This is a genomic window from Halospeciosus flavus, from assembly GCF_029814175.1.
Classification (GTDB): domain Archaea; phylum Halobacteriota; class Halobacteria; order Halobacteriales; family Halobacteriaceae; genus Halospeciosus; species Halospeciosus flavus.
In genome coordinates this window covers 2,265,575-2,290,905 of sequence record NZ_CP122312.1, presented here as the reverse complement: position 1 = coordinate 2,290,905, position 25,331 = coordinate 2,265,575, and the positions used below count along the sequence as shown (strand labels likewise).

Sequence of the window (25,331 nt, the reverse complement as noted above, 5' to 3'; positions counted from 1 at the left end):
GACGCGCGTCGAGAGTACGATAACCGAGGGCGACCTCCTCCGCCCGATGGTGCGACTGGCGTGGCCGATGGTGGTCATCCAGTTGCTACAGGTCGCCTACAACCTGGCGGACACGTTCTGGCTCGGTCGTTTCTCCGCGAACGCCGTCGCCGCGCTGAGTATCGCCTTCCCGCTCATCTTCTTCCTCATCTCCGTCGGCGGCGGGTTCACTACCGCGGGGAGCATCCTCGTCGCACAGTACACGGGCGCCGAGAGCGAGGAGTCCGCCGGGAAGGTGGCCGCCCAGACGCTCGGGTTCGTGACGGTGCTCGCGACGGTCCTCGGGATCGTCGGCCACTTCGTCACGGTCGATATGCTGGCCCTCCTCCCGGCCGACCAGCAGACACAGCAGTTGGTCATCCCGCTCGCCGCCGACTACATGCGCGTCTTCTTCCTGGGGATGCCCGCGCTCTTCGGTTTCTTCGTCTTCTCGGCGCTGATGCGGGGGTACGGCAACACACGGACGCCGATGCTCATCATGTTCGGGAGCGTCGCCATCAACGTCGTCCTCGACCCGCTGCTCATCTTCGGGTGGTTCGGATTCCCCGCGCTCGGTATCCAGGGTGCGGCCATCGCGACCATCGTCGCCCGCTTCGCCGCGGCGCTCGTCGGCGTCTACGTCCTGCTCTGGACCGACGCCGGTCCGACGATCTCGCTCCCCGACTTCCGGCCGGACTTCCCGCTCATCCAGAAGGTCGTCCGCGTGGGGACGCCCTCGGCCGCCGAGCAGTCGACCAGCGCGCTCGCGATGATCACGCTCACCGCGATGGTCGCGAGTTTCCCGCCGGCCGTCGTCGCCGCGTTCGGGCTCGGGAACCGCCTCATCTCGCTCGTCTTCCTCCCCGCGATGGGGTTGGGACGCGCGACGAACACGATGGTCGGGCAGAACCTCGGCGCGCAGAACCCCGACCGCGCCGAACGGGCGGTGTGGCTGGCTGTGAAGGTCGTAGGCGCCGTCCTCCTCGCCGTCGCCGTCGTCGCCGCGCTCGTCCCCAGACCCATCGTCTCGGTGTTCCTCTCGCCGGACGTCCCGAACGCCGCCCAGACAATCGAGTACGGTGCGACCTACCTACGGATTCGTTCCGTCGAGTTCCTCTTCATCGGCGTCCTACAGGTGTTACTCGGCGCCTTCCGGGGTGCCGGCGACACGAAGACCGCGATGGTCATCTCGATGGTGACGCTGTGGCTCGGCCGCGTCCCGACCGTCTACTTCTTCGCGTTCGTCCTCGGGTGGGGTGCGCTCGGCATCTGGGTCGGGATGGCCTTCGGGAACATCACCGGCGCCATCGTCGCGGGCCTCTGGTTCACCCGTGGAACGTGGCGGAGGACGCTCGTCGAGGACGCCGACGAGTCGGTCGGTTGACGCGGTTCAAAATCGTTATACGCACGGTGTCGCTAGGGAGAGGTGAGGGCGCGTAGCTCAGTGGACAGAGCACTTGGTTCCGGACCAAGATGTCGAGGGTTCAAATCCCTTCGCGCCCGTGAGTTCTGCCGAACGGAGTGTGGCGAACGAGCGACGCGAAGGGATTTCGAACCAGGGAGCGTCAGCGACCGAGGTTCAAATCCCGGTACGAACGTTCGTATTCCTCTCGAACCGTTACGCCCGTGAGTTCTGCCGAACGGAGTGAGGTGGACGAGCGACGCGCCGTCACCCCGCGACGATCGGCCGCGAGATGATCCACAGCGAGAGGACGGTGTACCCGATCATGAGGACGACGAGCGGCGCGTGCCCCCGGCGAGCGGCGGCCACCGTCGAGTATCGCTCCATCGCGACGGCGTGAGCGGCGACCACGGCGACGACGTGCCCTCCGACGACGAGCAACACCTGAGACCACCAGTACGCACCGAGCGAGAGCCACCCGAGGAGTTCGACGCTGGGCGGGTGGCCACCCGTGACGAGCGCCCAGAGGACGGCGACGAATTGACCGAGGTTCTCCACGACGAAGGGGTAGTTGTGGGCGATTTCGTACGCGACGGCGATCGGGAGGAGCGTCGGCGCGAACGCCGTCGGCGCGAACGCCATCGTCGCGCCGCGCCACGTCCCCCGGGAGACGCCGGCGACGACTTCCGTCGCCCACATCACGACGCCGAAGACGAGGAGGAACCCGACGAACCCGCCGAGGTAGAGGAGTATCTCGACGGCCGCGGACGCCCCGACGGCGTCGCGCAGGCCGAACAGTAACGACTGGTACTCCGGTGTACTCGTGAAGCCGTCGAAGCTCACGGTGTACACCGTCGCGACGACGAACGCGCCGACGCTCGGCGACGTGGGCGCGGTACAGTCGCGCCAGGGTGCGCGAACCGTGAGGAGGGTGCCGCCGGCCGGGGTGCGGTCGAAGCGAATCGGAGCGACCCGTCCGAACAACCGATAGAGGACCGCCAGACAGTCGCCTCGCCGGAACCAGTCGGGCCCGTACAGCACCCCGCCGACGAGCGTGACCGTCGCGTACCCGAGCACGAACAACGCGGTCTGTTGTGGCGAGCGCGGGACGGTCGTGAAGTTCTCCAAGACGCCGATCCAGAGGAGGTAGCCGGCCAGGGCTGGCCACACGCCGACCCACTGGGGGAGGTCACCGAGGAGAGCGATCCTGTCGCGTTCGAGCCAGCAGAGCGCGTCGTAGACCGCCCGCCAGGGGGAGAGGACTCGCCAGGGGTTGCCGACGAGCGCGGCGACGACGGCGACACCCTTCAACCAGACGGCCCACACGAAGACGGTCGCGACGTTCTCCGCCGGGACCTGCCGGCCGACGAAGCCGACGACGACCGCGAGTAGGAAGGCGAAAAAGAACCCGCCGCGGCCGGCGATTCGGAGGCCGGCCACGACGTTCGGCGGAATCTCGACGACCGGCCACTCCTCCGAGGCGGACGTCGGTCGTTCGGTTGTCGACGCGAGCAAGAGCGCGGTCACGCCGACCGTGACCGCCGCGCCGCCGAACAGCAGCGACAGCGGGATCGGCGCGTCGAACCGTCCGGAGATCTCGTGGGCGCTGGCGACTCCCGGGAGACCCGCGAGGACGCCGAGTGCCGACAGGAGACCGCTCCGGACTCGAGTCACACCCGCAGAGAACCGACCGACGGTGAAAACTCTAGTGGAACCACCGCTTCGACAGTGACGCTTTTCCCCGCTCCCGCGCATCTACAGCCAATGGAACGCCGGACGACGCTCGCGGTCGCCCTCGTCTTCTTCGTGCTCGCCGCCGGGGTCGTCCTCGGCGTCGTCTCCGTCTCCGGCGGTGGCGGGACGCTCACCGAACAGTGGGTCTCGGACACCGCCCGTGACACACTCGGCAATCACCACGCACCCACGGCCGGCCGGACCGGGAACCGGACGCTCGTCGTCGCGCCCGTGAACGCCCCTCGAACGGTCGGAAACTGTGCGCTCGTCACGTTCACGACGAACACGACCGAGGTGTGGCGGGCCACGATGCCCGAGGAAGCCTGCAACATCCACGCGTTCGGCGACCCGACGGTCGCCGACCTCGACCGGGACGGCGACCGGGAAGTCGCCGTCGCGACCACGGAGGAACTCGTCCACGTGTACGACCTCCAGACGGGCGACGCCGTGTTCAGCCGCGAACTCCCGGGGTGGGGGTACGCGGCCCCCGTCGTCACCGACTTCACGCCGGCACCGGGACGGGAACTCCTCGTCGCGGACCTGTCCGGTGGCGTGGTCGCGTTCGCCGACGACGGCACGCGACTCTGGAGTCGGAACCTCTCCGGGACGGTCGCGCCCATCTTCGTCGAGGACTTCGACGCCAGCGGCGACGCCGAACTCGCGGTCGGCGAGGGCAAGAACGTCACGTTCTTGGAGAGTGACGGGTCGACCGCCTACCAGACGGCGGTCGGCGGGTCCGTCACGTGGACGACGGAGGGGCAGGCGGACGACGACCCCGCGCTCGAAGTCGTCGCCGCCACGACTAACGGACGGGTCGTCGCGGTCGACGGCCGCTCCGGCGACGTCCAGTGGGTCGAGCGGTACAACACCATGGCCGCGGTGTACGCGTTCGGCGACGGTGACCGCGACGGCCAGGCCGAGGTCTACGCCGTCGCACAGGACGGGAAACTCCGGGCGCTCGACGCGAGCGACGGGACCGAGAAGTGGACGACGACGCTCACGACCGAGGACGTCCAGATGATGCCGCCGCCCGCGCTCGGCGACCTCGACGGCGACGGCGTGCCGGAACTCGTCGCGGTCACTCAGGATGGCGTCGTCTCGGTCGTCGACCCGAAGTCCGGGGCCGTCGTCGACTCCTACGAGCGCGACGTCCCCATCTGGATGCGGCCGACACTCGCGGACCTGGACGGCGACGGCTCGAAGGAGATTCTCGTCGTCTACGGTGACGCGCGGGTCGTCGCCCTCTCGTACAGCGAGAAGTGACGCTGGAGCACGGACCGGTCACTCGGCGGCGCGATACGACAGCGAGACCACGCGGCCGTCGCCGAACACGACCAGCACCTCGTCGCGGCCGTCGCCGTCGTAGTCGCTGACGGTCGCGTGGGTCCAGATCTTCACGTCGCGGTTGTACGACGCGAGGACGTCGCCAGAGTTCGCGTCGAGCACCCAGACCGTCCCGTCGTTCGACGTCGCGACCACTTCGGCGTCGCCGTCGGCGTCGAGGTCCCCGACGACCGGCGCGAAGACGAGCGTGTCCGGGACGACTGTCGTCTTCCACTCCGTGTCGCCGGTCCGCGCGTCGAGTGCGAGGACGTGACCGCGGACGCTGACGAAGACCTCGGGGGCCTCGTCGCCGTCGGCGTCGACGACCCCGTGGAGGGCCGGTCGCACTCCCGTGCGTTCGCGCCACAGGACCGACCCGTTCCCGTCGAGCGCCCGCACGGTCTCCCCCTTAGAGGCGAAGAGCGTCGACTCGCCGTCGACCCGTGCCGAGACGAGGAACTGCGCCGAGACGTTCCGCGTCCAGACGGTCGTCCCCTCGGGCGTCAGGAGCGCCAGGCGCTTCGACCCGCCGACCGCGATTTCGGGGGTGCTGTCACCGACGACGTCCTCGACCAGGAGGTCCGAGACGACGACCGTCCCCATGCTGTAGTTCCACGCGGCCGACCCGTTCGGTCCGACCGAGAAGACGTTCCCGTAGAAATCGGCGACGAGCGCCCGGTGTTCCGGGACCGTCACGACGGCCGGCTGGCTGTACCCGAAGGACGCCAACGGGAACGTGAGTTCGACGTCGCCGGTCCGCGCGTCGAACCCGTAGAGACGGTTCTCGGTCGTAGAGGCGAGTACTTCGAGTTCGCCGTCGCCGTCGTAGTCGGCGAAGACCGGGTCGCCGATGCCGTGGGTCGCACAGGCCGAGTCGGCTATCGCGTAGCGCCACCGCACTGTCCCCTGCCCGTCGAGTTGGACGAGCGCGCAGTCAGCCTCGTCGGGTGAGACGGTGCTCACGGGCGCGGCGATGTACGCCTCGCCGTCGATGCGTTCCGCGACGACCGGGTGGTGGTTGACCTGGTCGGGTCTCGACGTCTCGGAGACCCAGTCGGCACTGAGTGACCCGCCGCGGTCGCCGCCGAGGGCGAAGAAGGCGGCGCCGCCGGCCGCACCGACGAGGACGAGAGCGAGGACCAGCGCAGTACGCGGACGCATGGCTACGGTTCGGTCCAGACGGACAAAAGTGCCGAGATTTTCCCCGCCCCGTCGCTCGCACGGTGACCCTCAAACCCGAAGGACCTTCGACCCGAACTGTGCACCATGAGCGTCGAATCTCTCCTCGAAGCAGTGCTGACGAACCCGACCGTGCTCGTGGTCTGGGCCACCCTCGTCGTTGGCTCCCTGGCGGTTCTCGGCTGGGACCTCCGGACGAACAACGCCGCCATCGCCCCGTTGATGAAGTTCGTCTGGGGGCTGACCGTCCTCTACTCCGGGCCGCTGGGGCTCGCGGTGTACTGGTACGCCGGCCGCTCGCAGATTTCCCACGACTCGCTGTGGCGTCGTGGGTTCCGGTCGGTCGCGCACTGTTACTCCGGGTGTGGGGCCGGTGAGGTGTTCGGCGTCGTCCTCGCCGCCGGGATTCTGGAACTGGGGAACCTCGGCGTCGCCGCCGTCACGTTCGCGTGTGCGTACGTCGCGGGCTTCGCGCTGACCGTCGGCCCGCTGATGCAGGAGGGTGTCGGCTTCGGTGAGGCCGTCGCCGACGCGTTCTACAGCGAGACCCCCTCCATCACGGTGATGGAGATCGGCGCCATCAGCACGGACCTCTGGCTGGCGGGCGGCGCCCACATCGGCGACGTGCTGTTCTGGACCGGACTCATCTTCTCGCTGAGTATCGGGCTGTTCGTCGCGTATCCGGTGAACGTCTTCCTCATCCAGCGGGGCGTCAAGAGCGGGATGCAGGACCCGACGGAACTCGACGGCGCCTGACTACCGGCGACGTTCCTCTTCGGCTTCGCGGCCGACGAACCCGGAGCTGAAGGCGAGCCACCCGATGGCGGTCATGAAGAGGATGGGCGGCAGGATGAGGAAGCCCCACAGCGGGTCCGTCCCGAAGAAGACGAGGAGGAGAATGTCGGCGACGCCGAGTCCGACGAACGGGAGGATGGCGAGAGTCGCGTACGTCCGCCGACCGACGTTCTCCAGTACCATACCCGCCCGTTCGTCGGCCACACGCTAAAGTTCGTTCCTCTCGATTCCGGGTCGACGGGCGACGGGTTTATAACGAACGATGTATTTGGTAATTGGTAGCATGAGCCGTAGAAGCCGTTCGGCGGACGCGACCGACAGTGGACTCAGCCGACGCGACTTCGGACGCGGTGCGGGCGCGGCCGCCGTCGGGGCGATGGGCCTGCTGTCGGGCTGTACACAGGGACTCACGGCCGCCATCGGGGCGACCCTCTCCGTCGCCGACACCGTCGCACAGGCCTCCGACCTCGGCAACGTCAACGTCGTCGTGACGGTCCGCAACACCGGCGCGCAGGCGGCGTCGGCCGCCCTCTGGGCGCGCCTCGACGCGCAGGGCCGTCGCTACGAGAAGGAACGAGAGATCACCGTGCCGGGCGGCGAGGAGAAGGCGTTCACCTACACGTTCGACGTCACCGCCGAGCAGTTCGACGTGGCCGCCTGGCTCGAGTAGTCCGGGACCCGCGGGCCGTCAGTCGATTCGCTCGTTCTGGTAGCTCCCGGCGTAGACGTCGTCGTGTTCGGCCTCGGCGAGGACGAACTGTGCGATGCGGGCGCCACGCTCCAGTTCGACGTCGTGGTGGACCTCCAGGAGACCCTCGCCCTTCCCCTCGTAGCCGGCGTCCCAGACCGCCGTGTTCAGCATACAGGAGTTGCGCATGAGCGACGAGCGGGGGTAGACGAACCCGACGTGGTCCTCCGGGACGGCGATGGTCTCGGTGTACTGGACGACGTAGCCACCGGGCGGGAGGTAGAACGTCTCGCGCTCGTCGTCGGTCTCCTCGGCCGCGACGCGCGAGCGTGCACCGATCTCCTTCCCGTCACGGGTGATGCGGCCCGGTTCGCGCTGCTCGAAGACTGCCTCGACCGTGAGGTCGACGCCGTTCGGCTGGATCTGGTCCTCGCGTACGGGCGAGAGTTGCTCGGCGACGTAGGCACCGCTTTCGAACATGGCTCTAGCGCTTCGGGCCGGCCGAATATCGGTTTCGGAGTGTCGTCGGGTCCCGCCGCGCGGTGGGAACGCCCCGCTGAGGGCCTAACTCATAGGTTTTAGTGTGTGTATTAGGGACAGTGACCCATCCTCAAACACGCGGGATTTATAATCGTTGAAGAGTCACATCCGGACGCTATGGGACAGACGCTTACGGAGAAAATCCTCGACGACCACCTCGTCGAGGGCGAACTCGAGACCGGCGAAGAGATCGGGATCGAGATCGACCAGGTGCTGACGCAGGACACGACGGGTACGATGGTCTGGCTCCAGTTCGAGGCGCTGGACATGGACGAGGTCCAGACGGAACTGGCCGCCCAGTACTGTGACCACCAGACGTACCAGTTCGACTTCAAGAACACCGACGACCACCGCTTCCTCCGCTCGGCGGCGGGTACCTACGGGGCATATTTCTCCCGTCCGGGTAACGGTATCTGCCACCAGGTCCACAAGGAGAACTTCGCCGCGCCCGGCAAGACGCTCCTCGGGTCCGACTCGCACACGCCGACCCCCGGTGGTCTCGGCGAACTCGCCATCGGTGCCGGTGGTCTCGACATCGCGGTCGCCATGGGCGGCGGCGAGTACTACGTCGAGGTCCCCGAGATCGTCAACGTTCGCCTCGAAGGCGAACTCCCCGAGTGGGCGACCGCGAAGGACGTCGCCCTCGAGATGCTCCGTCGCCTCTCCGTGAAGGGCGGCGTCGGCAAGATCTTCGAGTACACCGGTCCCGGTGCGGAGTCGCTCACCATCCCCGAGCGCACGACCATCACCAACCTCGGCACGGAACTCGGTGCCACCTCCTCCATCTTCCCGACCGACGAGAAGACGAAGGACTGGCTCTCGCGCATCGGCCGCGAGGACGAGTACGTCGAGCTCCAGCCCGACGAGGACGCCGAGTACGACGACGAGATCGTCCTCGACCTCTCGGACCTCGAACCGCTCATCGCCAAGCCCTCGATGCCGGACAACGTCGTTCCGGTCTCCGAGGCCGAAGGCGAGGAAGTCGAGCAGGTCATCCTCGGCTCCTGTACGAACGGCGCCTACGAGGACATCCTGCCCGGCGCGAAGATGCTCGAGGGTCGCGAGATCGCCAAGCACACCGAGATGATCGTCGCGCCCGGCTCCAAGCAGGCCTCCGAGATGCTCGCCCGAGAGGGCTGGACGGCCGAGATGATGGCCGCCGGCGTCAACTTCTCCGAGGCGACGTGTGGTGCCTGTATCGGCATCGGTCACGTCCCCGCCAGCGACTCCGTCTCGCTGCGTACCTTCAACCGCAACTTCGAGGGTCGTTCTGGTATCGAGGACGACTCCGTCTACCTCTGCAGCCCGGAAGTCGCGACGGCAGCCGCCATCAAGGGCGAAATCGTCGACCCGCGTGACCTCGCCGACGAACTCGGCGACCTCGAGGCCCCCGGCCTGGAGATGGGCGACTCCTACAGCCCCGGCATGGGTCAGAACGACTCCGACATCATCTCCCCCGACGAGGCCATCGACGACGAGCTCATCAAGGGCCCGAACATCGGCGACGTGCCGCTGAAGGACCCACTCGGCTCGGAGATCGAAGGTGAGGCCCTCCTCAAGATGGAGGACAACATCACCACCGACCATATCATCCCGGCCACGTCGGACATCCTCAAGTTCCGCTCCAACGTCCCCAAACTGAGCGAGTTCACGCTCTCGCGCGTCGACGACACGTTCGCCGAGCGCGCGAAGCAGGCCGACGGCGGCGTCCTCGTCGCCGGCGAGAACTACGGACAGGGTTCCTCCCGCGAGCACGCGGCCCTCTGTCCGATGTACCTCGGTATCGAGGCCGTCCTCGCCCAGAGTTTCGCCCGCATCCACAAGGCGAACCTGTTCAACTTCGGTCTCGTCCCGCTCACCATCGACGAGGACACCTACGCGAAGATCGAGCAGGGTGACGACGTCGAGATCGTCGACGACGTCGCCGAGGGCATCAAGTCCGGCAAAGAAGAGTTCACCATCCGCGTGAACGACGAGTGGGAGGCTACTGCGCAGCTCGACGCCTCCGAGCGCGAGCGTGACATCCTCTCCTCGGGTGGCAAGCTCACCTGGACGAAGCAGCGCGCCGAGGGCGGCGACTCCGCGGCCTCCGCGGACGACTGAGCCGACCTTCGCACCCGACCTACTTTCTCCGTTTTTCGCGACGCTTCAGCCACGACTCCGTCCCACGGCGGCGCGCGTAGCCGCAGGACCTATATTCGCGGTTTCACTAGTACGTAGTGTGACGACGACCTCTCCGTCGGGGTTCGAGTACGCCGGTGTCCGCCAGGCGATGCGGGCCGACCTGCTCGACGTCTTCCGTATCGAGAAGCGCTCGTTCCCGCAGCCGTGGCCGTTCTCCGCCTTCGAGCGCTACCTCGGTCGACCCGGCTTCCTCGTCGCCGAAGACGAGTCCGCCGGCCTGGGACTCGACGGCGAGACCGACGGTGACGGTGAAGCGGTCGGCCGGGTCGCCGGGTTCGTGGTCGCGGACACCATCCCGAACCACAACCGCCCGCTCGGCCACATCAAGGACATCGCGGTCCACCCCGAACGCCGCGGACAGGGGATCGGCCGGACACTGCTCGAACGCGCCCTCGCCGTCCTCAGCGCGCAGGGTGCCCGCAGCGTCAAACTCGAGGTCCGCCGGAGCAACGAGGCCGCTATCTCGCTCTACCGCGAGTTCGGCTTCGAGTACCTCCGGACGCTCCCGCGCTACTACGGCGACGGCGAGGACGCCTTCGTCTTCATCACTCGCCTGTCGACGCGGGACCGCGAGTAGTTTCAACCTGGCACTCTTCGCTCCGGGTATGGGATACGCCTGTCCAGTCTGTGCGACGCCGCAGGCGGACGACGAGCACCTCGCGAACCACCTCGCGTTCACCGCGCTGCTCGGCGACGAGGAGCACGAGACGTGGCTCGACGAACACGTCCCCGGGTGGGAGGACGCGGGCCCCGACGAACTCGCCCCCGAGGTCGTCGAGTTCGCCGAGGAGACCGAGTACGAGGAAGTGTTCGAGGACACGACCGACCAGCAGCGCCGCCAGCAACACGCCGGCGGTCACGAGGGCCACGACGGTCACGACCACGGCGAAGAGTCCTTCGAGGACCGGATGGCCCGCGAACTCGGCGGCGATGACGACGATTCCGACGAACGGAGTCACGCCGGCCACGACCACTCACACGACCACGGCCATCAGCACGGCCACGGGACGGAACGCCCTGGCCAGCAGGGGACCGGCGCCATCGACGTGGCCGGGGCCGACTCGCTCGACGACGAGGCCCAGGACATCCTCGAAGAGGCCCACGAACTCACGCGGGAGATGTACGACGACGAGCGTGACGGTGCAGAGGAGGACGACGGGCGCGGAGACGGAGCGTCCGAAGACGAAAGCGAGTAGGCCGGTCCGCTCGCGTACACGCACATGGAGACACACGGATTTCTCGCACCCGCGACCGAGTCGGAGGCGACCGCCGCCTACGAGGACGTCGGTCCGGCGGCCCAGACGGTCACTCGCGAGGTGGCGAAGGCGATGGAGTTCGACCGCGAGGAGTACGACGAGCGCGTCACCGGCGAGGTCGTCGCGACCGCCCGCGACGCGCTGTTCGCCTCGCTGCTCGAAGTCCACTCGGGTACCCGCGAGGCGTTCGAGGCGTGGCTCGACGACCACCCCGACACCGACGTCCGGCACAACGGCAGCGAGGACGTCGACAACGTGGCGTGGCACTACGTCCCCTTCGAGGACACGGTGGTGACGGCGACCTACCAGAACGAACCCGACGCGGCGCGGGCGACGCTCCGTCGCATCGTCCACGGCCGCTTCTACCGCGACGTCGTCCAGTAGTCAGTTCGGCTTCCGGACTTCTTCGCGGCAGGCGTCGTGGGCGGTGTGGGGTGCCTCGCACGCGCCGTCGCAGGGGTGGTCGATGAGCGCCTTCAGCGCCGTGGCGACGTCGTCGGAGAGTGCCGGCCCCACCTCCGAACCGTCGGCGTCGGGGAGGTCTAAGTCCTCGTCGAGGAAGTTCTCCGCGAGACAGCGCTTCCACATCAACTCGCGGGTGACGGCCTCGCCGTCGTCGGTGAGTTCCACGCCGTGGTACTTCTCGTACTCGGCGAGTCCGCGCTCTTCGAGGTCGGCGAGGCGTTCGGTGACGCTCGCCGCCGACACGTCGAGTCGCTCGGCGATCTCACCCGTCTTCGCAGGCCGGCCGTTCCGGCGACTCAACAGGAGGATCGCGCTCAGGTATCGACCCGCGCTCCCGGAGACGTCGGCCACGCTCATACGTTCGTGTCCACGTGCCGGGAGTATAAGCCTATCCCGAACGGAACGGAGGGTGTGAGCGACTCCGACGCTGCGGACGACTGGCGGGTCGTCGACTCCGAAGCCGAGTACGAGACGCCGTGGTACACCGGCGGCTACGACCTCGTCGAACAACCGGACGGGACGACGAAGAAGTACTACTGGGCCGAACTCCCCGACGCCGTCGTGGTGGTCGCCCGCGACAGCGACGACCTGCTGTTCGTCGACCAGTACCGACCGGTGATCCGCGCGCAGTGTCTCGAACTCCCCGCCGGCATCGTCGAGGACGGCGAGTCCTACGAGGCGGCCGCCGCCCGGGAACTCCGCGAGGAGACCGGCTTCGTCCCGGACGAGACGGTCCTCCTCCAGCGCGCCGAGGCCGCGACCGGCGTCCTCCGGCACGAACGTGGCTTCGTCGTGGCGACCGGACTCACGGAAGTCGGCCGCGAACTCGACACGAACGAGTTCCTCAGCGTCGAACGCGTGCCCGTCGAGGAGGCCGTCGCCGTCGCTCGCGAGCAACCGGCGAACGACGCGACGCTCGAAGGCGTCTTACTCGCGAAAGAAGCGGGGCTACTCCGCCCGTGACCAGGCGGCGAGCACCGGGTCGCGCCGTCGCTCGCCGTCTTCCGGTTCCTCGTGTCGGTGCCCGCGGAGGGGCGCGTACACTTTCGCCTTTCCCATGCTGACGTGTATCAAGGAGGCACTCGTACATAGCTCTGGTGTCCGATTCGGACGGAACCGAGTGACCGCGGCGCTTATCCGGACTCGGGTCGATTTTCGCACATGGTCGACGAAATCACCCCCGAGGAACTCCACGACCTCCTCGAGTCCGGCGCGGACGTCCGCGTCGTCGACATCCGGATGCCCCGCGCCTACGAGCGTGGTCACATCCCCGGCAGCGAGAACATCCCCTTCTCGCGACTCCCGAACGAGGTCGAGCGTCTCGACGGCGCCGAACACGTCGTGACTGTCTGTCCGCACGGCAAGTCGAGTATCCAGGCCGCGCAACTCGTCTCCTCCTACGAGGGCATCGACGACGACGCCCGCGTCGAGAGTCTGTCCGGCGGACTCGACGCCTGGGAGTGGGGACTCGCGTCCGGGAGCGACGACGGCGAGACCGAGGCGGAGACGGCCGACGAAGGTCCGCAGTCGCCGTTCTAACGGCTACGCGCTCTCGAAAGTGCGACGTTCGACGACTACGTTAGCCGTCGAGAATCAATGTGAGGGTTCGGTATCAGGTCACTACGCGACGTTGAATCCCTTCTCGCGGAGGAACTCCTCCACGCGTCCCGAGTGGTTGCCTTGGAGCTCGATTTCGCCGTCCTCGACCGTGCCACCGCAGGCGAATTTCGACTTCAGGTCCGACGAGAGACTGTCGAGATCGACGTCCTTCGGGTCGAGCCCTTCGATGACCGTAACCTCCTTCCCGTAGCGGCGCTCGTCGATGCGGATTGTCACCTGCTGAGACTCTTTGGCGACGTCTTCGCAGACGCAGAGTTCTTGGGGCAATCCACACGTCGAGCAGGTTTCTGCCATTTCGATTAGGAACTTGGCGGTCAGGGTTGAAAAGCGTTCTCCCACGCCCCCGATTCCCCGGAGAGCGCCGAGTACGGCCGGGTCGCGTCACCGACCCGAACTGTCACGCCGTCGGCGGTGCCACGGACGAGGACTGCCTCCTCCACCCCTCGCTCCCCGGCGGCGACCCCCGAATCGAGGCGGGCCAGCGCCAGCAGGAGGCGTCGGCGCTGGTCGTCGCCGGTTCCCGGTGGAACTCGTTCCGACGGCGTCCGGAGCGCGACCGGGCGGCCACTGTCGAGGAGGCCGACCGCGATACTCGCCGCCGCGGTCGCGACGTCGTCCGCGTCGCCGCCGGCCGGGTCGGCGACGACCGTCACCTCGTCACCGGGGTCCCCGCCCGTGTAGGTCGTGACGACGAGTTCGCCCGGCCGTCTGGCGCTGGCCTTCCAGTTGACGTCGCGGAGCGGGTCGCCGCGCTCGTACTCGCGGACGCTCTCGAACTCGCTCCGGTCGTCGCTCCGGTCGTGTCGGCCGCCGAAGAGCGACGGAACGTCGACCCGGTCGATGCGGGGAGCGGCGACCAGGGACACCACCCGACCGTGCCGGAACCGTCTGGTCCAGAACCCGAGCGGGTCGCCGACGGACACGTACAGCGGGCCGATCCGGTGGACGCCTCGCTCGGCGACGGTGAACGTGTACGTCCCCTCCGTATCGGCGATCACGACCGTACCGTCGCCGTCGAGACCGGCGGGGAGCGTGTCCGCCGCGCGGACCGGCCACGTCGTGCCCTCGACGCGGACGTCGACCGACTCGGTCTCTCCGACGGTGGTGAAGTCGGGGACGCGACGCGTCACGGTCGGGCGCTCGACGCGACCGGTCGAGAACCGGGTGACGGCGAGGGCGACCGCCAGCGGGAGGACGACGGCGAAGAGGCTCCGTCCACCGTGGAGGTACCCAACGAGGCCCCCGACGGCGACGACAGCCACCGCGACTCGGCCCCGGCGGGTGAGCGAGACGTCCGCCATCTCACGTCTCGGGGTCGACGGTGGACAGCGCCCGCTGGACGAGGCGCCGGCCCGCGTCGCCACCGAGTGGCGTGCCCGACTCGACTCGGACCCGGTGTGCGAGGACGGGTTCGGCCTCGACCTGGACGTCGTCGGGGGTGACGTAGTCGCGACCGTCCAGCGTCGCGCGGCCCTGTGCGGCGCGGACGAGTGCGATGGACCCACGGGGACTGACGCCGAGTTCGGCGTGTTCGCGGGTGAAGTTCGCGAGTTCGGTCACGTACCGACGCACCGGCGCCGAGACGGTGGCCGCGGCGGCCGTCGCGCGCGCCCGACGTAGCGCGTCGATAGTCGTGACAGGTTCGACCGCGTCGACCGGGTGGCCGCCGACCACGCGTTCGAGTACCTGCTGTTCCTCCGCGGGCGAGGGGTACCCGAGGGTGAGGCGTTTCGCGAAGCGGTCGACCTCGGCGGCGGGCAACTCGAAGGCCCCGTCGTTCTCGACGGCGTTCTGCGTCGCGACGACGACGAACGGGTCGGGGAGGCGGTGGGTCTCGCCGTCGACGGTGACCTGGGCCTCTTCCATCGCCTCCAGCAGGGCGGACTGGGTCTTCGGCGACGCCCGGTTGATCTCGTCGCCGAGGACGAAGTTCGCGAAGACCGGCCCGGGGCGGAACTCGAACTCGTGTGACTGTTCGTCGAAGACCGTCGTCCCGGTCACGTCCGCGGGGAGGAGGTCGGGCGTGAACTGGATGCGGCGGAACTCCCCGCCGACCGTCCGGGCGATCGACCGGGCGAGCATCGTCTTCCCCACCCCGGGGACGTCCTCGAGGAGGACGTGTCCCCGGCCGAGGATGGCGGTCACCAGGTGCTCGATCTCGTCGTCCTTGCCGACGATGACTCGCTGGACGTTCTCGACGACGTCGCGGGCGAGTGAACTCGCCGCGTCGACGTCGAGTGGGTCGGTCGCGGCGGGAGTAGTGTCGGAGAGTGCGTCAGTCATGTACGGAGAGGTCGACCCAGTGTAGGCCCCCGACGGGCGTATGTCTATTGGTCCCGTGGGTCACCCGGTCACTGTCCAGCGCTTGCAGTCCGGACAGACGAGGTCGCCGTCCTGTCGCCAGCGGCGTTCGACGGTCGCGCCACACGCCTCGCACTCGCTGCCGTCGGCGTCGAACGCGTGGGTCGTCTCGGCGGGTTCGGTGTCGTCGCTCACAGTTGGTGTGTCGTGGCCCGGCCGCTTAAGGGCAATCCCGGCAGGTTTACGGGGAGCGGTGGTGAACCCGCGAGTATGACCGACGGATTCGTCCTCCTCAGCGAGGTGAGTGGTACCGTCCCCATCGGCGAAGCGATCACGAACATCCTCTCGAACCCCCTCTCGATCGTCCTCCTGCTCTTCGGCGGACTCCTCACGGCGTTCGCCGTCGGTACGATGGCCTACATGGTCGCCGCCGGCCTGCTGGCGGGCGTGAGCGCGGAGTAGTCGGGTCACACCCGGTCGAGGACGTCGCCGAGCAGGTCTATCGCGTCCGCGCGGTCGGGACCGAGCGGCGACCCCGCGACGAACCCGTCCGCGTCGTCGAGGAACGCCGAGAGCCGTGCGGCCACCTCGTCGGGCGTCCCCGCGACCGCGAAGGCGTCGAGCATACCCTCGGTGACGCGGGCGGCGGCCTCGCCGTACTCCCCGGCCTCGACGGCCTCGGCGACGCGCGCGGCATCCAACTCGGCGATGTCGTGGCGCTGTAGCACCGCTTCTTCCGCGCCGGCGGTGATGAACGCGACGGGCGGCCGGGCGGCCTCGCGGGCGGCCGCACGCTCCTCGGCGACGCTGACGCTCGCGAACACGACGAACTCGAACTCGCCCCGCGAGTCGGGGCGTTGCTCGCGACCCGCGGCGACGCGCTCGGCCGCCCACGCCACGTCGTCGGGGTGTGAGGCGTTGTAGAGGACGCCGTCGGCGTGTTTCGCGGCCATCTGGAGCATGTGTGGCCCCTGTGCACCGACGTACACCGGAATCTCGCCGACGTCGTAGTTGAGACCGGCGTTGCGGGCGGTGAACGTCCCCTCGTGGTCGACGCGATCGCCGGCCCACAGTTTCTGCGAGACCTTCATCGTCTCTAGGACGCGCCGGAGGGGGCGGTCGCGCTCGACGCCGAGGTTCAGGAGCGTCGAGCGGTCGCCGGCACCGACGCCACAGACGGCGCGCCCGTCACTCACCTCGTCGAGGGTACCGACCTGCGTCGCGAGTTTCACCGGGTGGACGTCGTACGGGTTGGCGACGCCCGGGCCGAGCGCGACGTCGTCCGTGGCCGCGGCGACGCGGTCGAGCGCCAGCATCGGGTCGCGGTTGAAGTAGTGGCCGCTGGCGAACACGGTGTCGAAGCCGGCGGCCTCGGCGGCGGCGCCGAGGTCGGCCACCTCGTCGACGGGGAGTTCGGGCGTCAACTCGATCCCACGGAGTCCCTCGCCCTCAGCCATCGAACTCCCACCCCCGGAGCGCCTCCCGGACGAAGTCGCCCTGGACCTCGCGGAAGAGGTTCTCGCTGCCCTCGTGGTCGCCGAACGCCCAGTCGCGGACGACGACGACGGGCGTCCCATCGTCTCCCTCACCCGTCACGAGGTTCGCGGTGGCGGCGAGTTCGTCGACGACCGACTCGACGGTGACTTCGAGTTCGTGGCCGTCGCGGTCGGTCTCGCCGCGCCAGTCGCGCGAGGCGGGGACGCCGTCCCACCCCAGCGCGACGCCGACCTGCCCGTGGCGGAAGGGTCGTCCCGATGTGTCGGTGACGACGACCGGCGCGTCGACCGGGAGACTGTCGCGAATGCGCGCGGCGCTCTCGGAGGGCCGGCGCGGGAGCAAGAGGAGGTCCGCACCGCCCGTGTTCGAGCGGTCGATGCCGGCGTTGACGCCGACGTGCCCGAAGCGGGTCTCGGTCAGGAGGAACGGCGCCTCCATCAGCAGTTCGTTCGACTCCTCGAGGACGGCCTGGGCGAAGCGCGGGTCGCGCTCCTCCTCGTCGCCCGCGATCTCGGTGATGCGGGCGGCGATCTCCCGTGCCCGAGGGCCGGGTGGGAAGTCGTCGAGGTCGTACGCCCGCCCCTCGGCCTTCGAGACGACCGTGCTCGCGACGAGCACGACGTCGTCTTCGCGGAGGTCGACGCGCTCTGCGACGAGCGCACCGATGTCGTCCCCCTCCTCGATCTCGGGGAGGTCCGGGACAGCGAAAGCTTCCATACCCGCGATTCGACGCTCGCGCTCAAAGGCGATGCGGTACCGGCCGAGCTATCCGCGCAGGACCTCGACGTCGATCCCGGCCCCGACATCCCCCTCGGCGCCGGTCTCGACGTCGACGCGCATCATCGTCCGCTCCTCGGCGGGGTCGGCACCGGTCGCGCTGCCGGGGTTGAGCAGGCGGACGCCGTCGTGGACGGTGTCGAGCACGTCGTGGGTGTGGCCCGAAACGCCGATGGGTGCCGACGTCTCGGCTTCCTCGCGGACGATGTCCGCCACGCGGTCGCGGTATCCTTCGATGGCACCGCTCCCGTGGGTGACGACGAACTCCTGTCCACCGACGGTGACGCTCGTGGTCGTTGGAAGCCCGATGTCTTTCGGCTCGATGTTGCCGTGGACGGCAGTGAACTCACCGTCGACGAGGTCCTCGACAGTCTCCAGGGCGTCGTGCGAGTCGAAGTCGCCTGCGTGGACGACGTGGTCGGCCGCCGCCACTTCTGCTTCGACCCACTCGGGAATCGCGTCGGCACGCGACGGGATGTGCGTATCGCTGACGATGGCGAGTCGTGGCATACACACCCGTCGTGTCGGTCGAACCAAATAACTGCCCCGCCGTCGACGCCAGGTCAGCTCACGGGACGGGTTGGTCCCGTCACTGTACTTGAACTCACGTCACGTCGCGTTGGTCCTCGAACGTGATGGTGACGTTCTCGGACTGGACCGTCGTGACGATGGTGATCCACCCGCCGTGTTGTTTCACCTCGTAGGCCTCGGAGTAGGTCAACTCGACCCGCCGCGAGGAGGTGTACGAACTGGTGGGCGCCATCGTCCCGACGTCCTCTTTGCCCTCCCAGACGACGTCGCTCTCCGCGGTGCTGTTCCCGACGTAGATGCGGGTGTAGACGGTGACGCTCTCCGCGGTGTGGTTCTGGTTGTTGTAGAGTGTGGCCGTCACGTTCCGACACGTCTGTCCGCACTGGTCGATCTGGACGATGTCGAAGGAGAACGCCGGTTGTTCTGCGGACGAGGTCGTCCGGTTCTCGTCGTCCGCTCCACCACCGTCGTCCCCCGCTCCGGCGGTCGTCGTCTCCGTCGGGAACTGCTCGATGTCGTCGCCGCTGCCCCCGCCACCGGGTGCCGGGCCGAACCCGGTGACGACCGCTCCGACGATGGCCGCGAGGAGGACGACGACGGCGAGCACCCCGCCGACGATGTACTTGCGTTCCATGGTGTGCCTCTGTTCGAGACGAAACTCGGGTGCCGACGGGATGGGTTTGACGGCCGGTCGGGGACGCAACGGAACGCATTAGGGTGGCGACGTCCTACCTCCCGACGGGCGGCAGTGACGAGCGGTTACCCCCACAGAGCCCCTTGTGACGAGAACCGCACCGGCCGAGTCGCCCGTTCCGATACTTTGAACCCGAATACCTCGGTAGCTGACGGTATGCACGTCGACCACCTCGGTATCCACACGTCCGTCGAGGAAGTGTTCCCACCGGAACGCCTCGCGGAAGCGCTCGCGGACCTCGACCCGAACGTCTCGGTCGTCGAGGGGGACTACGACGGCGTCGACGCCGTCGTGACGTTCGACCACGACCCCGACTTCCTCGACCACGTCGACTGGATCCACACGGTCCAGGCCGGTTACGACAAGTTCCCGCTCGACGAACTGCGCGAGCGTGACATCGTCCTCACGAACAGCACGGGCATCCACGGCGCGAGCGTCGGCGAGTTCGCGGTCGGACAGATGCTCTCGCTCGCCCGCCGCCTCCACGAACACCGCGACAAGCAACACGACCACGAGTGGGAGTGGCCCGACTGGGACGACCCGTTCACCCTCTTCAACGAGCAGGTGACGGTCGTCGGCCTCGGGACGCTCGGGCAGGGCGTGGCCCGCCGCGCGGACGGCATCGGTATGCGCGTCGTCGGCGTTCGTCGCACTCCCACGCGTACACCGCACACGCGCGAAGTCTACACGCCGGACCGACTCCGCGAAGCCATCGAGGACGCCCGATTCGTCGTCGTCACGACGCCGCTGACCGAGGCGACGCGTGGCCTCCTCGGTGCCGACGAGTTCGACGCGATGCGTGAGGACGCCTACCTCGTGAACGTCGCGCGCGGCCCGGTCGTCGACCAAGACGCGCTCGTCGACGCACTCGAGTCCGGAGAAATCACGGGTGCGGCCCTCGACGTCTTCGAGGAGGAGCCACTCCCCGAGGACTCGCCGCTCTGGGACATGGACGACGTGCTCGTCTCGCCGCACGCGGCCGCCGCCGACCGCGACTACTACCGGGACGTCGCGGACATCGTCCGGCAGAACGTCCTCCACCTCGACGCGGACGAAGAACTGGTCAACCGCGTCGTCTAGTCGAACTCGTAGACGGCGACTTCGTCGCGTCCACAACAGGGACACCGCTCGGCCGACTCACACAGGGTCGTCCCGCAGTGTCGACACTCGCGGATCACGGTCGTGCCACGGCCCCGCCGTCGGAGTAGTTCGACGAATCCTCGCATAGTGGTCCCTCCGCCGACCGACTCGTACGTCGTCGCTCGCGCTCACGTGACATATAGGTGATGGCTCACGAACCGACCAGTCTCTCGTCAGACAGTCGTCGGCGTCGCGACGGTCGCCCGCACGCCACGTGTCGGCAGCGACGGAGACGGCGGACGTGTCGGATTAGAGCGAGGAATTGGCTCCCCTTCGCCGACCGAGCGCAGGCCGACGAGTGACCACCACGCGGCCGGAGGCCGCGTGACGGGACCGAGGAGTACTTTTCCTCCAGTTTTTACCGAACAGAGTCGCGAAGCGACTCTGTGCAGAGTAAAAAGTGGTTCAGAAGAACTTCTTCAGGTCGTCGCGCTTCTCCGATTCGAGGTGGTGGCGGACGACGTCTTCGAGCGCGCCGATACTGCCCTTCTTGGCCGTGATGGGGGCGATGGTGTCATCGGCCCACTGCTCCCACGGCGGGAAGAGACCGAAGCGGTCGGCTATCTCGTTGAGGCGTTCGTCCCGGTCGTCGACCTTGTCCATCTTGTTCACCGCCAGCACGGGCGGGATGCCGAGGTCCTCGAACAGGTAGTAGAGGTCGATGACGTGGGGGACCTCGTCCTCGCCGGAGTGGCGGTCGATGATGTCGACGGCCGCCTTCCCGTCGAGAACGATGACGCCGACGAGGATGTTGTCGGCGTTTTCTTCGAGGTAGTGGACGATGTCCGTCTTGATGGACTCGCGGTGCTCCTCCTCGACGCCGGACATGAAGCCGAATCCGGGGAGGTCGCTGATGACGAAGTCGTCGCCGGCCCAGTCGTAGTGGTTTGGCTGGCGGGTGACGCCGGGTTTCCCGCCGGTGTCGAACTGGTGGCCGGTCAACTCCCGCATCAACGTCGACTTCCCGACGTTCGACCGCCCGACGAGGACGACCTCGTCGGCGCGGTCGGGGCGTGTCTCGAACATACTGTCGATTGCCGTCGAACGCGGATAACGGTGACGCAAACCGCCGTTTGAGTCTACACGAGGCTTTTCGTGTGAGCTCACCTGGGTACTCGTGTGATGCGATTGAACAGAACGCTCCCCGCACTCGCGCTCGTCCTGATGCTGTTGACCGCCGGCTGTACCGGATTCGTCGGGAACACGTCGACCGGAACAGCCGTCGACGGCGGCGGCGCCGGCCCGACCGTCACCGTCAGTGCCACCGGTCAGATCTCGGCCGAACCCGACCAGGCCATCGTCCGCGTCGCCGTCGTCGAGACGGCCACCGACCCGAACGCGGCCCGCACGCAACTCGCCGAGAACGTCTCGGCGATGCGTGAGGCGCTCCGCGAGATGGGCATCGGCGACGACCAGGTCCAGACGGCCCACTTCGACATCTCCCAGGACTACCGCCAGCAACCCGACCAACCGACGCGCTACCGCGCCATCCACGCCTTCGAGGTGACGCTGAACGACACGAGTCGCGTCGGCGCGGTCATCGACACCGCCGTCGAGAACGGCGCCACGCGCGTCGACGGCGTCCAGTTCACCCTCTCCGACGCGAAGCGCCAGCAACTCCACGACGAGGCGCTCGCCGCCGCGATGGACCGGGCCGACGGCCGTGCGTCCGCCCTCGCTGGCGAGGCGAACCTCTCGATAACTGGCGTCTCGGCCGTCCAGTCCGCCGACGCTTCGGTCCGTCCCTACCGCGCCGAGACGGCGATGCTCGCCGCCGGGAGCGCCGGTGGTGCGACGTCCGTCGAGTCCGGCCCAGTGACCGTGAGCGCCCACGTGACGGTCGTCTACAACGCGACGTCGGCCTGACTCCCCACTCTCCCCCTCCGTACGGTTTTTACGACGGCCGGGTGAACCCCCGGCAGTGCGACTCGTCCAAGTGATGATCCCCGCCGGTAAGCGTGAGGCGGTCCTCGATACCCTCGACGAGGAGGGGATCGACTACGTCCTCACCGACGAGACGAGCGGTCGGAAGTACACGGGCGTCGTCTACTTCCCGCTCCCGACACAGGCCGTCGAGGAGATCCTCGACGCGCTTCGGGAGGCCGGTCTCTCCGAAGACGCCTACACGGTGGTCCTCGACGCCGAGACGGTGGTCTCCCGGCGTTTCGAGGAACTGAAAGAGCGCTACGAGGAGGAGGCCGAAGACCAGCGTATCGCCCGCGAAGAGATAATCGCGCGGGCACGGGACCTCGCGCCGCGCTTCCCGACGTTCCTCGTGATGACCATCATCAGTGCGGTCGTCGCGACGGCGGGCGTCCTCCTCGACTCGCCGGCCGTCGTCGTCGGGTCGATGGTCATCGCCCCGCTCATCGGCCCGGCGATGGCGACGAGCGTGGGGTCCGTCCTCGACGACCGGGAGTTGTTCGTGCGCGGCGTGAAGTTACAGGGCATCGGCTTCGGCGTCGCCGTCGCCAGCGCCGCCGTGTTCGCGTTCCTCGTCAAGTCACTCTTCCTCGTCCCGCCGGGCATCGACGTCCTGGCCATCGACCAGGTACGCGGTCGACTCTCCCCGGACTTCCTCTCGCTCGCCGTCGCGCTCGGCGCCGGCGTCGCGGGCGCGCTCAGTCTCGCCTCCGGCGTCTCCTCGGTGCTCGTCGGCGTCATGATCGCCGCGGCCCTCGTCCCGCCGACCGCCGTCGTGGGCATCGGTCTCGCCTGGGGGATGCCCGCGGCCGTCGTCGGGTCGACGGTCCTCGTCCTCGTCAACTTCCTCTCCATCAACCTCGCGGCGCTCGCGACGTTCTGGTACAAGGGCTATCGCCCCGAGGAGTGGTTCCGCCTCTCGGAGGCGCGGACGGCGACGCTCAAACGTATCGCCGTCCTCGCCGCCGTCCTCGCGGTGCTGTCGGTGTTCCTCGGATACGTGACGTACGTGAGCTACCAGCACGCCGTCTTCGAGAACACCGCGAAACAGGAGGTCGAGCGGGCACTCGCCACGTCCCCCTACGAAGAACTCGAACTCCTCGCCATCGAGGTCGAGTACACCCGTGAGACGCCCTTCGCGAAACCACAGCGCGTGGTCGTCACCGTCGGCCGTCCGGTCGAGAACGGGTATCCGCAGTTGGCGGAGACGCTGTTACACCGGGTCGAGGCCGAGACGACCTACGACGTCACCGTGCAGGTCCGGTTCGTCGAGCTAGAGACCGTCGCCGCTCACTCCCGCTCGTCGAAGGGGAGTTCGGGTTCGTACCCGACGGCGTCGATGGCGGCCTCGAGGACGGTGTCGACGTTCTCGTCCTCCTCGAGGCTCATGTAGTAGTCGGCCTCGACGTCGGTCGAGAGGTCGGACTTGTTGCAGACCGTGACGATGGGCGTCTCGGGGAACTGTTCGCGGACGTCCGCGAGGAGTTCTTCTTGCTGGTCGAGCGGGTAGCCGCAGGTCGCGCTCGCGTCGAGGAAGAACAGGATGGTGTCCGCCGCGTGCGCGAGGGCGCTCGTCGCCTGGTTCTCGATGTCGTTGCGCTCCTCGGCGGGGCGGTCGAGCAGGCCCGGCGTGTCGACGAGTTGGTAGCGGATGTGGTCGCGCTCGACGTGACCCACGCGAATCGCCTTCGTCGTGAAGGGGTACTGCGCGGTCTCGTTGCGGGCGTTCGTGACCGAGTTGACGAACGTCGACTTCCCGACGTTCGGGTAGCCGGCGACGACGATGGTCGGTTCGTCCGGGCGGATGTCGGGGAGGGTCTTCAGGCGGTCACGGGCGTCGTTGAGGTAGTCGAGGTCGTCGGCGACCTCGTCCATCACCGAGCCCATGCGGGCGAACCCCTGTTTGCGGAGCTTTCGCGCCGAGTCGGCGTTGTCGTAGGGGAGTTTGCCCATGTACTCACGACCGAGCTCTTTCGTCTTCCGGGAGGCCCACGAGACCTCCGAGAGGTGCGTCCGAAGTTCGTCGACACCGCCGTCGCAGACCGCGTCCGCGAGTTCGCGGTAGAAGGGATCGACCTCGTCGAAGTCCGGCCACGAATTGACGACGTTGTGGAGGTTGTCCGAGAGGATGTTCGACGACGTCTGGAGCATCGACTCCTGAGCCTCGACGCCCCCTTTCGCCCGACCGGACCGCGCCGCCCGCGAGAAAGCCTTGTCCAGTAGCTCTTCCGACGTCGGGACAGTCGGAAGGTCCTCGAAAGTCATGGCGCGAACTACGGTCTTCGCCCGTAAAAGACGTCCGTTAGCCGTCGGTGACAGGACCGTGCACCGACGTCAGGCTTCGAGTATCGTGCCGCTCTCCCCGACGACGACGGTCCGCTCCCCGTCGGCGGCGACGGCCATCATGGGTTCGTCCTGCGGCAGTGCGCGCGCCTCCCACTCCTCGTCGACTCGGACGACGGCGTCGCCGCCCGAACTGACGGCGACGAGTTCGTCCTGGGCGAGAGTGATGTCGTAGAGCGTGTCGTCGGCGGCCTGTTCGACGACCCAGCGGTCCTCGCCGGGGTGGTAGACGTCTTCGTCGCCGGCGACCCACACCGTCCCCGCGGCGTCGAAGGTCAGGGCGTAGAACGGGACGTCGCCGTTGTCGATCGCGGTCGTCCAGGAAGACCCGTCGACTGACCGGAAGACGACGCCGTCGGTGTCGGCCGCGTACCCCGTTCCGCCGTGGAACCCGATGGTCGACAGTTCGTCGCCCGAACCCGGTTCGATGCGGTCCCACTCGCGGTCCGCGCCGTAGCCGATGGTGGAGTGGATGGCCCCCGAGGTGTCCGTCACGTAGAGCGTCTCGTGACCCGCGGGACCGCGGACGGCGATGTCGGTGTACGTCTCCTCGTTGCCGGGGATGGTCCGGGACTCCAACTCGCCGGTCTCGACGTCGTACTCGCCGATGGCACCGCTCGCCCCGACGACCCAGAGCGTCGCCTCGTCGTCGGTCGTCGCCGCTGCCCGGAGGGTGCTCCCGTTCCCGGTCGGTCCGTTCTTCACGATGGTCCCCCAGCGCTGACCTTCCTCGTCGCGCTTGAGGATGTGCCCGTCGTCGCCGACCGCGTAGGACCCGACCGACCCGAGGACGACGTCGTGGAGCGTGTCGTCGATGGGCGTCTTCGCCCGCCGCCAGGTTCTCCGAGGCATAGTTGACTATTGGTTTCTACGACTCACACCTTGAAAAAGAGTTAGGTGGACGACCCCTCTCGGCGCGCC

Annotated in this window: 31 protein-coding genes and 1 tRNA gene; 15 read left to right on the top strand and 17 right to left on the bottom strand. The window is 68.1% G+C overall.

The window, feature by feature from the left end; translation table 11 throughout:
• Positions 1–46: 46 nt before the first annotated feature.
• Entirely contained in the window at positions 47–1,402 is a 1,356-nt protein-coding gene (locus P0Y33_RS11995; protein ID WP_279530115.1) for an MATE family efflux transporter, read from the top strand.
• Between the two features lie 46 nt (positions 1,403–1,448).
• Positions 1,449–1,521, top strand: a tRNA-Arg gene (locus P0Y33_RS11990).
• A gap of 166 nt (positions 1,522–1,687) precedes the next feature.
• Here P0Y33_RS11990 and P0Y33_RS11985 read toward each other — a convergent pair.
• Positions 1,688–3,094, bottom strand: a complete 1,407-nt coding sequence (locus P0Y33_RS11985; protein WP_279527632.1) for a hypothetical protein — start codon at positions 3,092–3,094, stop codon at positions 1,688–1,690.
• Between the two features lie 90 nt (positions 3,095–3,184).
• Between P0Y33_RS11985 and P0Y33_RS11980 the strand changes: the two genes are divergently transcribed.
• The gene (locus tag P0Y33_RS11980) at positions 3,185–4,417 is read left to right on the top strand and encodes an outer membrane protein assembly factor BamB family protein (protein ID WP_279527631.1); all 1,233 of its coding nucleotides are present in this window, start codon (positions 3,185–3,187) and stop codon (positions 4,415–4,417) included.
• Positions 4,418–4,435: 18 nt separating this feature from the next.
• On the opposite strand, the gene P0Y33_RS11975 is transcribed toward P0Y33_RS11980, so the two are convergent.
• Entirely contained in the window at positions 4,436–5,638 is a 1,203-nt protein-coding gene (locus P0Y33_RS11975; protein WP_279527630.1) for an outer membrane protein assembly factor BamB family protein, read from the bottom strand.
• A 105-nt stretch (positions 5,639–5,743) separates the two neighbouring features.
• Between P0Y33_RS11975 and P0Y33_RS11970 the strand changes: the two genes are divergently transcribed.
• Positions 5,744–6,412 (top strand): DUF4396 domain-containing protein, encoded by a 669-nt coding sequence (locus P0Y33_RS11970; RefSeq protein WP_279527629.1) that lies wholly within the window; start codon positions 5,744–5,746, stop codon positions 6,410–6,412.
• Here P0Y33_RS11970 and P0Y33_RS11965 read toward each other — a convergent pair whose 3' ends face one another.
• Positions 6,413–6,634 carry a hypothetical protein gene (locus P0Y33_RS11965; protein ID WP_279527628.1) on the bottom strand — a complete coding sequence of 74 codons (222 nt, stop codon included), beginning with the start codon at positions 6,632–6,634 and terminating at the stop codon, positions 6,413–6,415.
• Between the two features lie 100 nt (positions 6,635–6,734).
• Between P0Y33_RS11965 and P0Y33_RS11960 the strand changes: the two genes are divergently transcribed.
• On the top strand, positions 6,735–7,121 hold the full coding sequence (locus P0Y33_RS11960; RefSeq protein ID WP_279527627.1) for a hypothetical protein: 387 nt from the start codon (positions 6,735–6,737) through the stop codon (positions 7,119–7,121).
• Between the two features lie 18 nt (positions 7,122–7,139).
• Here the strand turns inward: P0Y33_RS11960 and P0Y33_RS11955 are convergent, their stop codons facing one another.
• Positions 7,140–7,646, bottom strand: coding sequence for a deoxyuridine 5'-triphosphate nucleotidohydrolase (locus P0Y33_RS11955; protein WP_382268777.1), 507 nt, complete (start codon positions 7,644–7,646; stop codon positions 7,140–7,142).
• Positions 7,647–7,796: 150 nt separating this feature from the next.
• Here P0Y33_RS11955 and P0Y33_RS11950 point away from each other — a divergent pair, with 150 nt between their 5' ends.
• The 4 genes from P0Y33_RS11950 to P0Y33_RS11935 all read left to right on the top strand — a co-directional run bounded on the left by P0Y33_RS11950 (position 7,797) and on the right by P0Y33_RS11935 (position 11,503).
• Entirely contained in the window at positions 7,797–9,782 is a 1,986-nt protein-coding gene (locus P0Y33_RS11950; protein ID WP_279527625.1) for an aconitate hydratase, read from the top strand.
• A 118-nt stretch (positions 9,783–9,900) separates the two neighbouring features.
• Complete coding sequence (locus P0Y33_RS11945) at positions 9,901–10,440, top strand: GNAT family N-acetyltransferase (RefSeq protein ID WP_382217841.1); 540 nt, start codon at positions 9,901–9,903, stop codon at positions 10,438–10,440.
• Between the two features lie 28 nt (positions 10,441–10,468).
• On the top strand, positions 10,469–11,059 hold the full coding sequence (locus tag P0Y33_RS11940) for a DUF5810 domain-containing protein (protein ID WP_279527624.1): 591 nt from the start codon (positions 10,469–10,471) through the stop codon (positions 11,057–11,059).
• A gap of 24 nt (positions 11,060–11,083) precedes the next feature.
• Positions 11,084–11,503: a DUF5809 family protein gene (locus tag P0Y33_RS11935; RefSeq protein ID WP_279527623.1), complete on the top strand. Its 420-nt coding sequence runs from the start codon at positions 11,084–11,086 to the stop codon at positions 11,501–11,503.
• On the opposite strand, the gene P0Y33_RS11930 is transcribed toward P0Y33_RS11935, so the two are convergent.
• Positions 11,504–11,941, bottom strand: a complete 438-nt coding sequence (locus tag P0Y33_RS11930) for a metal-dependent transcriptional regulator (protein WP_279527622.1) — start codon at positions 11,939–11,941, stop codon at positions 11,504–11,506.
• Between the two features lie 54 nt (positions 11,942–11,995).
• On the opposite strand from P0Y33_RS11930, the gene P0Y33_RS11925 reads away from it, so the two are divergent.
• Together P0Y33_RS11925 and P0Y33_RS11920 are read left to right on the top strand one after the other, a co-directional pair.
• On the top strand, positions 11,996–12,547 hold the full coding sequence (locus P0Y33_RS11925) for an NUDIX hydrolase (RefSeq protein ID WP_279527621.1): 552 nt from the start codon (positions 11,996–11,998) through the stop codon (positions 12,545–12,547).
• Positions 12,548–12,745: 198 nt separating this feature from the next.
• Positions 12,746–13,123 (top strand): rhodanese-like domain-containing protein, encoded by a 378-nt coding sequence (locus P0Y33_RS11920; protein WP_279527620.1) that lies wholly within the window; start codon positions 12,746–12,748, stop codon positions 13,121–13,123.
• A gap of 81 nt (positions 13,124–13,204) precedes the next feature.
• Here P0Y33_RS11920 and yciH read toward each other — a convergent pair whose 3' ends face one another.
• Genes yciH through P0Y33_RS11900 form a run of 4 tightly spaced genes read right to left on the bottom strand, consistent with a single transcriptional unit; the run spans position 13,205 to position 15,700 of the window.
• Positions 13,205–13,498 carry a stress response translation initiation inhibitor YciH gene (gene yciH / locus P0Y33_RS11915; RefSeq protein WP_279527619.1) on the bottom strand — a complete coding sequence of 98 codons (294 nt, stop codon included), beginning with the start codon at positions 13,496–13,498 and terminating at the stop codon, positions 13,205–13,207.
• Between the two features lie 20 nt (positions 13,499–13,518).
• Positions 13,519–14,505, bottom strand: coding sequence for a DUF58 domain-containing protein (locus P0Y33_RS11910; RefSeq protein ID WP_279527618.1), 987 nt, complete (start codon positions 14,503–14,505; stop codon positions 13,519–13,521).
• A gap of 1 nt (position 14,506) precedes the next feature.
• Positions 14,507–15,487 carry an AAA family ATPase gene (locus P0Y33_RS11905; protein WP_279527617.1) on the bottom strand — a complete coding sequence of 327 codons (981 nt, stop codon included), beginning with the start codon at positions 15,485–15,487 and terminating at the stop codon, positions 14,507–14,509.
• 60 nt (positions 15,488–15,547) lie between these two features.
• Complete coding sequence (locus P0Y33_RS11900) at positions 15,548–15,700, bottom strand: DUF7573 domain-containing protein (RefSeq protein WP_279527616.1); 153 nt, start codon at positions 15,698–15,700, stop codon at positions 15,548–15,550.
• 75 nt (positions 15,701–15,775) lie between these two features.
• Here P0Y33_RS11900 and P0Y33_RS11895 point away from each other — a divergent pair, with 75 nt between their 5' ends.
• Positions 15,776–15,967, top strand: a complete 192-nt coding sequence (locus P0Y33_RS11895) for a hypothetical protein (RefSeq protein ID WP_279527615.1) — start codon at positions 15,776–15,778, stop codon at positions 15,965–15,967.
• A 5-nt stretch (positions 15,968–15,972) separates the two neighbouring features.
• Here the strand turns inward: P0Y33_RS11895 and P0Y33_RS11890 are convergent, their stop codons facing one another.
• From P0Y33_RS11890 to P0Y33_RS11875, 4 genes are all read right to left on the bottom strand, one after another.
• Entirely contained in the window at positions 15,973–16,962 is a 990-nt protein-coding gene (locus P0Y33_RS11890) for a 5,10-methylenetetrahydromethanopterin reductase (protein WP_279527614.1), read from the bottom strand.
• A complete protein-coding gene (locus P0Y33_RS11885) occupies positions 16,955–17,719 on the bottom strand; it encodes a coenzyme F420-0:L-glutamate ligase (RefSeq protein WP_279527613.1) in 765 nt (254 codons plus the stop codon). The genes P0Y33_RS11890 and P0Y33_RS11885 overlap by 8 nt, the downstream gene beginning before the upstream one ends.
• 48 nt (positions 17,720–17,767) lie before the next feature.
• Entirely contained in the window at positions 17,768–18,289 is a 522-nt protein-coding gene (locus P0Y33_RS11880; protein WP_279527612.1) for a metallophosphoesterase family protein, read from the bottom strand.
• Between the two features lie 94 nt (positions 18,290–18,383).
• Entirely contained in the window at positions 18,384–18,944 is a 561-nt protein-coding gene (locus P0Y33_RS11875) for a hypothetical protein (protein WP_279527611.1), read from the bottom strand.
• A 216-nt stretch (positions 18,945–19,160) separates the two neighbouring features.
• On the opposite strand from P0Y33_RS11875, the gene ddh reads away from it, so the two are divergent.
• Positions 19,161–20,084 (top strand): D-2-hydroxyacid dehydrogenase, encoded by a 924-nt coding sequence (gene ddh, locus P0Y33_RS11870; RefSeq protein ID WP_279527610.1) that lies wholly within the window; start codon positions 19,161–19,163, stop codon positions 20,082–20,084.
• On the opposite strand, the gene P0Y33_RS11865 is transcribed toward ddh, so the two are convergent.
• On the bottom strand, positions 20,081–20,230 hold the full coding sequence (locus P0Y33_RS11865; protein WP_279527609.1) for a hypothetical protein: 150 nt from the start codon (positions 20,228–20,230) through the stop codon (positions 20,081–20,083). The genes ddh and P0Y33_RS11865 overlap by 4 nt on opposite strands.
• Before the next feature lie 319 nt (positions 20,231–20,549).
• Complete coding sequence (gene engB / locus P0Y33_RS11860; RefSeq protein WP_279527608.1) at positions 20,550–21,170, bottom strand: GTP-binding protein EngB; 621 nt, start codon at positions 21,168–21,170, stop codon at positions 20,550–20,552.
• Positions 21,171–21,266: 96 nt separating this feature from the next.
• On the opposite strand from engB, the gene P0Y33_RS11855 reads away from it, so the two are divergent.
• Both P0Y33_RS11855 and P0Y33_RS11850 read left to right on the top strand, forming a co-directional pair.
• Positions 21,267–22,010: an SIMPL domain-containing protein gene (locus P0Y33_RS11855; RefSeq protein ID WP_279527607.1), complete on the top strand. Its 744-nt coding sequence runs from the start codon at positions 21,267–21,269 to the stop codon at positions 22,008–22,010.
• 55 nt (positions 22,011–22,065) lie between these two features.
• Positions 22,066–23,460 carry a TIGR00341 family protein gene (locus P0Y33_RS11850; protein WP_279527606.1) on the top strand — a complete coding sequence of 465 codons (1,395 nt, stop codon included), beginning with the start codon at positions 22,066–22,068 and terminating at the stop codon, positions 23,458–23,460.
• On the opposite strand, the gene P0Y33_RS11845 is transcribed toward P0Y33_RS11850, so the two are convergent.
• Both P0Y33_RS11845 and P0Y33_RS11840 read right to left on the bottom strand, forming a co-directional pair.
• The gene (locus P0Y33_RS11845; protein ID WP_279527605.1) at positions 23,358–24,332 is read right to left on the bottom strand and encodes an NOG1 family protein; all 975 of its coding nucleotides are present in this window, start codon (positions 24,330–24,332) and stop codon (positions 23,358–23,360) included. The genes P0Y33_RS11850 and P0Y33_RS11845 overlap by 103 nt on opposite strands.
• Before the next feature lie 69 nt (positions 24,333–24,401).
• Complete coding sequence (locus tag P0Y33_RS11840; protein ID WP_279527604.1) at positions 24,402–25,262, bottom strand: WD40/YVTN/BNR-like repeat-containing protein; 861 nt, start codon at positions 25,260–25,262, stop codon at positions 24,402–24,404.
• Between the last annotated feature and the right edge of the window lie 69 nt (positions 25,263–25,331).

Bases quoted from the DNA above. Each gene is read 5' to 3' on its own strand.
- P0Y33_RS11855 (WP_279527607.1), top strand. From the start codon at position 21,267: ATGCGATTGAACAGAACGCTCCCCGCACTCGCGCTCGTCCTGATGCTG.
- P0Y33_RS11905 (WP_279527617.1), bottom strand. From the start codon at position 15,487: ATGACTGACGCACTCTCCGACACTACTCCCGCCGCGACCGACCCACTC.
- P0Y33_RS11970 (WP_279527629.1), top strand. From the start codon at position 5,744: ATGAGCGTCGAATCTCTCCTCGAAGCAGTGCTGACGAACCCGACCGTG.
- P0Y33_RS11960 (WP_279527627.1), top strand. From the start codon at position 6,735: ATGAGCCGTAGAAGCCGTTCGGCGGACGCGACCGACAGTGGACTCAGC.
- P0Y33_RS11880 (WP_279527612.1), bottom strand. From the start codon at position 18,289: ATGCCACGACTCGCCATCGTCAGCGATACGCACATCCCGTCGCGTGCC.
- P0Y33_RS11895 (WP_279527615.1), top strand. From the start codon at position 15,776: ATGACCGACGGATTCGTCCTCCTCAGCGAGGTGAGTGGTACCGTCCCC.
- ddh (WP_279527610.1), top strand. From the start codon at position 19,161: ATGCACGTCGACCACCTCGGTATCCACACGTCCGTCGAGGAAGTGTTC.
- P0Y33_RS11865 (WP_279527609.1), bottom strand. From the start codon at position 20,230: ATGCGAGGATTCGTCGAACTACTCCGACGGCGGGGCCGTGGCACGACC.
- P0Y33_RS11840 (WP_279527604.1), bottom strand. From the start codon at position 25,262: ATGCCTCGGAGAACCTGGCGGCGGGCGAAGACGCCCATCGACGACACG.
- P0Y33_RS11950 (WP_279527625.1), top strand. From the start codon at position 7,797: ATGGGACAGACGCTTACGGAGAAAATCCTCGACGACCACCTCGTCGAG.
- P0Y33_RS11980 (WP_279527631.1), top strand. From the start codon at position 3,185: ATGGAACGCCGGACGACGCTCGCGGTCGCCCTCGTCTTCTTCGTGCTC.
- P0Y33_RS11995 (WP_279530115.1), top strand. From the start codon at position 47: ATGGTGCGACTGGCGTGGCCGATGGTGGTCATCCAGTTGCTACAGGTC.
- P0Y33_RS11935 (WP_279527623.1), top strand. From the start codon at position 11,084: ATGGAGACACACGGATTTCTCGCACCCGCGACCGAGTCGGAGGCGACC.
- P0Y33_RS11875 (WP_279527611.1), bottom strand. From the start codon at position 18,944: ATGGAACGCAAGTACATCGTCGGCGGGGTGCTCGCCGTCGTCGTCCTC.
- engB (WP_279527608.1), bottom strand. From the start codon at position 21,170: ATGTTCGAGACACGCCCCGACCGCGCCGACGAGGTCGTCCTCGTCGGG.
- P0Y33_RS11940 (WP_279527624.1), top strand. From the start codon at position 10,469: ATGGGATACGCCTGTCCAGTCTGTGCGACGCCGCAGGCGGACGACGAG.
- P0Y33_RS11965 (WP_279527628.1), bottom strand. From the start codon at position 6,634: ATGGTACTGGAGAACGTCGGTCGGCGGACGTACGCGACTCTCGCCATC.
- P0Y33_RS11910 (WP_279527618.1), bottom strand. From the start codon at position 14,505: ATGGCGGACGTCTCGCTCACCCGCCGGGGCCGAGTCGCGGTGGCTGTC.
- yciH (WP_279527619.1), bottom strand. From the start codon at position 13,498: ATGGCAGAAACCTGCTCGACGTGTGGATTGCCCCAAGAACTCTGCGTC.
- P0Y33_RS11885 (WP_279527613.1), bottom strand. From the start codon at position 17,719: ATGGAAGCTTTCGCTGTCCCGGACCTCCCCGAGATCGAGGAGGGGGAC.
- P0Y33_RS11890 (WP_279527614.1), bottom strand. From the start codon at position 16,962: ATGGCTGAGGGCGAGGGACTCCGTGGGATCGAGTTGACGCCCGAACTC.
- P0Y33_RS11920 (WP_279527620.1), top strand. From the start codon at position 12,746: ATGGTCGACGAAATCACCCCCGAGGAACTCCACGACCTCCTCGAGTCC.
- P0Y33_RS11930 (WP_279527622.1), bottom strand. From the start codon at position 11,941: ATGAGCGTGGCCGACGTCTCCGGGAGCGCGGGTCGATACCTGAGCGCG.
- P0Y33_RS11845 (WP_279527605.1), bottom strand. From the start codon at position 24,332: ATGACTTTCGAGGACCTTCCGACTGTCCCGACGTCGGAAGAGCTACTG.
- P0Y33_RS11975 (WP_279527630.1), bottom strand. From the start codon at position 5,638: ATGCGTCCGCGTACTGCGCTGGTCCTCGCTCTCGTCCTCGTCGGTGCG.